1 protein-coding gene is annotated in these 2,321 nt (G+C 60.1%); it reads left to right on the top strand.

Going from position 1 to position 2,321, the window contains the following annotated elements; translation table 11 throughout:
* On the top strand, positions 1-2,321 hold a 2,321-nt coding region (locus A3730_RS21835; protein ID WP_063538926.1), incomplete at both ends, for a valine--tRNA ligase.

Below are 2,321 nucleotides of genomic sequence, written 5' to 3'. Positions count from 1 at the left end.
GACTGGACCCGCGAGCGCTTCACCATGGACGACGGCCTCTCCAACGCCGTGCGCGAAGTCTTTGTGCGCCTGCACAAGGAAGGCCTGATCTACCGCGGCAAGCGGCTGGTCAACTGGGATCCTGCCCTGCACACCGCCATCTCCGACCTGGAAGTGGAGAACGTGGAAGAACAGGGCCACATGTGGCACTTCCGCTATCCGCTGTCTGATGGCTCCGGCCACCTGGTGGTCGCCACCACCCGCCCGGAGACCATGCTCGGCGATACCGCCGTGGCCGTGCACCCGGAAGACCCGCGCTACAAGGACATGATCGGCAAGACCATTCGCCTGCCACTGGCTGATCGCGACATCCCCATCATCGCCGACGATTACGTGGACCCGGACTTCGGCTCAGGCTGTGTGAAGATCACCCCGGCCCATGACTTCAACGACTATGAAGTGGGCAAGCGTCACGACCTGCCGATGATCAACATCTTGACCATTGATGCAGCGCTGAATGACGAAGTGCCGGAAGCCTATCGCGGCATGGACCGTGTGGATGCACGCAAGAAGGTGGTCGACGATCTGGACGCCCTGGGCCTGCTGGAAAAAGTCGCTGACCACACCCTGCAGGTGCCCCGTGGCGACCGCTCCGGCGTTGTCATCGAACCCTACCTCACCGACCAGTGGTTCGTGGCCGTGGAAGAGCTGGCCAAGCCTGCCATCGCTGCGGTGGAAAACGGCGACATCCAGTTTGTGCCCAAGAACTACGAAAATATGTACTTCTCGTGGATGCGTGACCTGCAGGACTGGTGTATTTCCCGCCAGCTGTGGTGGGGCCACCGCATCCCGGCCTGGTACGACGCTGACGGCAATGTCTATGTGGGCCGTACGGAAGAAGAAGTCCGTGCCGACAACAACCTGGGCGACATCCCCCTGAGCCAGGACGACGACGTGCTCGACACCTGGTTCAGCTCCGCCCTGTGGACCTTCTCCACCCTGGGCTGGCCGGACGACGAGGAAATGCTGCGCACCTTCCACCCCACCGATGTGCTGGTCACCGGCTTCGACATCATTTTCTTCTGGGTGGCCCGGATGATCATGATGACCCTGAAGTTCACCGGCGAGGTGCCCTTCAAGAAGGTCTATGTACACGGCCTGGTGCGTGACAACGACGGGCAGAAAATGTCCAAGTCCAAGGGCAACGTGCTCGACCCGCTGGACATGATCGACGGCATCAAGCTGGAAGAACTGGTAGAAAAGCGCACCAAGGGGCTGATGCAGCCGCAGAAGGAAAAGCAGATCACCAAGCGCACCCACAAGGATTTCCCCGACGGCATCAATGCCTACGGCACCGATGCCCTGCGTTTTACCTTCCTGTCACTGGCCTCCACCGGCCGCGACATCAAGTGGGACATGGGCCGCATCGAGGGCTACCGGAACTTCTGCAACAAGATCTGGAACGCCGCCCGCTATGTGATGATGAACACCGAAGGGGAAGATTGTGGCGTCGCTGCTGACAGCGACATTGAGCTGTCCCTGGCGGACCGCTGGATTATCTCGACCCTGCAACGGGCCGAGCAGGAAGTCAGCGACGCACTGGACAACTTCCGTTTCGACGTGGCCAGCCATGCCGCCTATGAATTCATCTGGAATGAATACTGTGACTGGTATCTGGAGCTTTCCAAGCCAGTGCTCTGGGGTGACGAGTACTCCGCTGCCCAGAAACGTGGTACCCGCCGCACTCTGGTCACGGTGCTGGAAGCCATTCTGCGCCTGGCCCATCCTTTCATGCCTTTCATCACTGAAGAAATCTGGCAGAAGATTGGCCCCATGGCTGGCAAGAGCGGGAACACCCTCATGCTGCAAGCCTTCCCGGCCAGCGACGCCAGCAAGATTGATGAAGAGGCGGAAACCGGCGCGGAATGGGTCAAGGCCGTTATCACTGCAGTGCGCAACATCCGCGGCGAGATGGGCATCCCGCTAGGCAAGGCGTTGCCAATTTATCTGCATAACGGCAAAGACTCCGACCAGGCCCTGCTGGACGCCAACCGCGTCTTCCTGAGTAAACTGGCCAAACTGGAATCCATTACCTGGCTGGCAGCGGAAGACTCCGCCCCTGCCTCCGCCACCGCGTTGGTAGGCGACATGGAGATTTTGGTACCCATGGCCGGGCTGATCGACAAGGAAGCGGAGATCGAACGCTTGTCCAAAGAGACCGACAAGCTGCGCAAGGAAGTGGGCCGCGCAGAAGGCAAGCTGAAGAACCCCAAGTTTGTCGACAAGGCCCCCCAAGCCGTGGTGGACAAGGAAAAAGCCAAGCTGGACGACTACCGCTCCCA

The sequence above is a fragment of the Alcanivorax sp. HI0044 genome (assembly GCF_001634945.1).
This window is presented reverse-complemented; position numbering and strand designations above follow the sequence as displayed.